The sequence below is a fragment of the Shinella sp. M31 genome (assembly GCF_049199205.1).
In the GTDB taxonomy this organism is placed as follows: Bacteria; Pseudomonadota; Alphaproteobacteria; order Rhizobiales; family Rhizobiaceae; genus Shinella.
On record NZ_JBLZPH010000025.1, the window covers coordinates 1 to 4366 of the forward strand.

General features: G+C 62.4%; 1 protein-coding gene and 1 pseudogene. One reads left to right on the forward strand and one right to left on the reverse strand.

Features of this window, described 5'->3' with window-relative positions; translation table 11 throughout:
* Positions 1–192, reverse strand: a pseudogene (locus ACOZKU_RS04415) (flagellin); the annotation flags it as partial.
* Positions 193–904: 712 nt separating this feature from the next.
* Between ACOZKU_RS04415 and ACOZKU_RS04420 the strand changes: the two are divergent.
* The gene (locus ACOZKU_RS04420; RefSeq protein ID WP_421577835.1) at positions 905–4336 is read left to right on the forward strand and encodes a beta strand repeat-containing protein; all 3432 of its coding nucleotides are present in this window, start codon (positions 905–907) and stop codon (positions 4334–4336) included.
* The last annotated feature ends 30 nt before the right edge of the window (positions 4337–4366 follow it).

The following is a 4366-nucleotide window of genomic DNA, read 5'->3' on the forward strand; positions in this document are numbered from 1 at the left end:
GGCGACGGTGGAGATCGCGCGGTTGTCCGAGCGCATGGTCGTGGCGATCGACCAATAGGCGGCGTTGTCGGCGGCGGTTTCGACGCGCAGGCCGGAGGAGACGCGTGCCTGTGTCGTTTCGAGACTGTTGTCGATGGAACGGAGGGTCTGCAGCGCCGCCATGGCGGCGGAGTTGGTCAGAATGCTGGTCATAGGACTTACCCTGAATATGTGTCGGGGGACATGCCGGAGTAAGCGGGGGACCGGTAACGAGGAGAGTGCTCATGCATCCGGCGCCGCTCGTTTGCCCTGGGCGCCAGTCCATCGTTCTTAATGAAGAGTTAACGGCCAATGGTTAACAAATGGTTAACGCCGTTAACGCTTTAGCAAGAAACATGAAAAAAGGGTTACCACTTGATGGACAGTTCTGGCCTCAAAGGCCTTGCTTTCAACCTAGGGGCGATTTTGCGCTCTGCGAGCCATGCCCGGAAGTGGCACAAAGCCGTACCAAACCGGCAAATTTGCGTATCATTTCCATCCAAAACGTTTCGGCGATTGCAAGGATGTGTTGTATCACGTTAACGTATTTTTAGAACTTGCTGCTTAGAACTTTCATTAGTTGTAAGAGTAATACCCATCTGGGTTCTTACGACCCTGGCGTAGGGATCGGAGCCGCGATTAGGCTCCGGAAGCATGATGCCCTTCCGATGCGCTGGCTCGTTCGAGTCATGTTCCAAGTAAACATTGAATCGTCCGCCGGGACACCCGAATTGCGTCGCCAATAGCGGGTCCTATCGGACGTCCAACGCTGCAGCAAGCGCAGGACATGCTGAGTCTTCCGTGGAAGGACCATGCCGGCCCTTTTGCGACGTCGACTCGCAGGGACATGACGTTTGTGGACAGCCAACCAATCAAGGGCGCGTTCATGACTTCAATCGTTACATCTCTTTCGATCAACCAGATCAAGGCGCTTTCGTCGACCGCGATCCAGAACCTCACCACAACCGACATCGCGGCTCTGACGAGCACGCAGATCAAGGCTCTGAGCTCGACGCAGATCGCCGCGTTCGAATCGGACGACATCGCCACGCTGTCTTCCACGCAACTCAGCGCCGTCACCGCCGCCGCGATCACCGGTCTCACCCTCTCGCAGATGGACGCTCTCAGCGCGACCAACATCGTCGGCCTGACCTCGACCCAGATCAACGCGCTCAGCACGTCGCAGGTCGCACAGCTCGACAGCGACCAGGTCGATGCGCTGACGTCCACGCAGATCGGCGCCCTCAGCGCCGCCGCCATGGGCGTGATGGCCTCGGACGAAATCGCGACCTTCTCCTCGGATGAAGTCGCCGCCATCTCCACCAAGGTTCTGGCGCAGATCTCCACCGACGCGATCGCCAACTTCAACAGCGACCAGCTCGGCGCGCTTTCCTCCAAGCAGATCGCTTCGCTGACGTCTGCTCAGGTCGGCGTCCTGACCTCCGATCAGGTCGCAGGCCTGACGAGCGGCCAGGTTTCGGCTCTGACCGTCAAGCAGGTTGCTGCTCTCTCCACCGACGCCGTCAAGGCGCTCGACAGCGACCAGATCGCGGCCCTCTCCGCCAAGCAGGTCGCAGCGCTCTCGACCGACCAGGTCGCCATCCTCGACTCCGACCAGGTTGCCGCCCTTTCGAGCACGCAGATCGCCGCTCTGAGCGCCGCTGCCCTCGGCACGATGGCTTCCGACGAAATCGCAACCTTCACGACCGATGAAGTCGCCGCCATCACCACCAAGGTTCTGGCCGCCCTTTCCACCGACGCGATCGCCAACTTCGACAGCGCCCAGATCGGCGCCCTGTCCTCTAAGCAGGTTGCTTCGCTCACCACCGCACAGGTTGCCGTTCTGACCTCCGCGCAGATCGACGGCCTGACGACGGCTGGCGTTGCCGCCCTGACGACCAAGCAGGTCGCCGCGATGTCGACGGATGCCGTCGTCTCGCTCGACAGCGACCAGATCGCCGCTCTCTCGGCCAAGCAGGTTGCAGCTCTCACCACCGACCAGGTCGAAATCCTGAACTCGGATCAGGTCTCTGCCCTCACGTCCACCCAGATCGCCGCTCTCAGCGCCGCTTCCCTCAACCTGATGGAATCGGACGAGATCGCGACCTTCACGACCGATGAAGTCGCCGCCATCTCCACCAAGGTGCTGGCTGCCCTTTCGACCGACACGATCGCCAACCTCGACAGCGACAAGATCGGCGCTCTCAACTCCAAGCAGCTCGCAGCTCTCACCACCGATCAGGTGTCGAAGCTGACCTCCGACCAGCTTGCGGGCCTGTCCAGCGCCAACATCACGGCTCTCACGGCCAAGCAGGTCGCCGTTCTGACGACGGACGCGGTCGCAACGCTCTCGACGGACCAGGTCGCGGCTCTCTCTGCCAAGCAGATCGCAGCCCTCACCACCGACCAGGCCGAAGCGCTGACTTCGGACCAGGCTGGAGCCCTCACGTCGACGCAGATCGCCGCCTTCGGCGCCGTTGCCCTCGACACGATGACCTCGGACGAGATCGCAACCTTCTCGACCGATGAAGTCGCCGCCATCTCCACCAAGGTGCTGGCTGCCCTTTCGACCGACACGATCTCCAAGCTCGACAGCGACAAGATTGCCGCCCTCAGCAGCAAGCAGATCGCTGCCCTGACGACGGCGCAGCTCGCAACGTTGACGTCCGATCAGGTCGATGGCTTGACGACGGCCAACATCGTCGCGCTTTCCGCCAAGCAGATCGCCGCGATTTCGACCGACGCCATCGTCTCGCTCGACAGCACCCAGGTCGCAGTTCTCACGGCCAAGCAGATCGCGGCCATGACCACCGACCAGGTCAAGACCCTGAACTCGGATCAGGTCGCAGCCCTGACCTCGACCCAGATCGCCGCCCTCACCGCCGCCGCCATGGACACGATGGCTTCGGACGAGATCGCAACCTTCACGACGGACGAAATCGCCGCCATCTCCACCAAGGTTCTGGCCGCCCTTTCGACCGACACGATCGCCAACCTCGACAGCGACAAGATTGCCGCCCTCAGCAGCAAGCAGATCGCCGCTCTGACCACCGCACAGATCGCAACGCTGACCTCGGACCAGGTCGATGGCCTGACCTCCGCCAACATCGTTGCCCTGACGGCCACGCAGATCGTAAAGCTCACGACCGATGCCATCGCATCGCTCGACAGCGACCAGATCGCCGCCCTGACGTCCAAGCAGGTCGCAGCCCTCACCACCGACCAGGTCGAAACCCTAACGTCGGATCAGGTCGAAGCCCTCGGCAGTGCCCAGATCGCAGCCCTCAGCGCAGCAGCGCTGGGTGTGATGGAATCCGACGAGATCGCCAAGTTCACCACGGATGAAATCGCCGCCATCTCCACCAAGGTGCTGGCCGCTCTCTCCACGGCTGCTCTCGGCAACTTCGGAAGTGACCAGATCGCTGCGCTCAGCACCGCCCAGGTCGCGGCTCTGACCACGGCTCAGGTCGCAAGCCTGATCTCCGACCAGCTCGATGGCCTGAAGACCGACCAGGTCGTCGCCCTGACTGCCGCCCAGGTCGCAGCCCTCTCCACCGACGCAGTCGCATCGCTGGAAAGCACCCAGATCGAGGTCCTGACGTCCAAGCAGGTCTCCTCGCTCACCACCGGCCAGGTCGCGGTCCTGAACTCCGATCAGGTTGCGGCGCTCACCAGCACGCAGATTGCAGCCCTCAGCGCCGCAGCCCTGGGCACCATGGCATCCGACGAGATCGCAACGTTCTCCACGGATGAAGTCGCAGCCATCAGCACCAAGGTTCTGGCCGGCCTGTCGACCGACATCGTGTCCTTCCTCTCGACCGATCAGGTCGGTGCGCTGAGCACCGGTCAGATCGCCTCGCTGACGACGGCGCAGGTTGCGGTTCTCTCCTCGACCCAGGTCGATGGTCTGACGAGCGGCCAGGTCGCCGCCCTGACGGCTACCCAGATCAAGTCCCTCTCGACAGATGCTCTGGCATCCTTCGACAGCGACCAGATCGTCGCCCTGACCTCGACCCAGATCGCTGCTCTCAGCACCGATCAGGTGGCAACGCTGACGTCCGACCAGATCGAAGCGCTGACCTCGACGCAGATCGCCGCTCTCTCCTCCGCCGCCCTCGACGCGATGGACTCGGACGAGATCGCGACCTTCACGAGCGACGAGATCGCAGCGATCAACGTGAAGGCCCTGCCGGGTCTCTCCACGGACGACATCGCCGGTCTGACCTCGGAACAGGCCCAGGCCTTCACCAGCGCGCAGATCGCCGCTCTCAGCAGCTCGCAGGTCGAAGCGGTCATCGCAGCTTACAACGACGTCTGATAAAGACGCCGAAGCATCAAAACGAGGCGG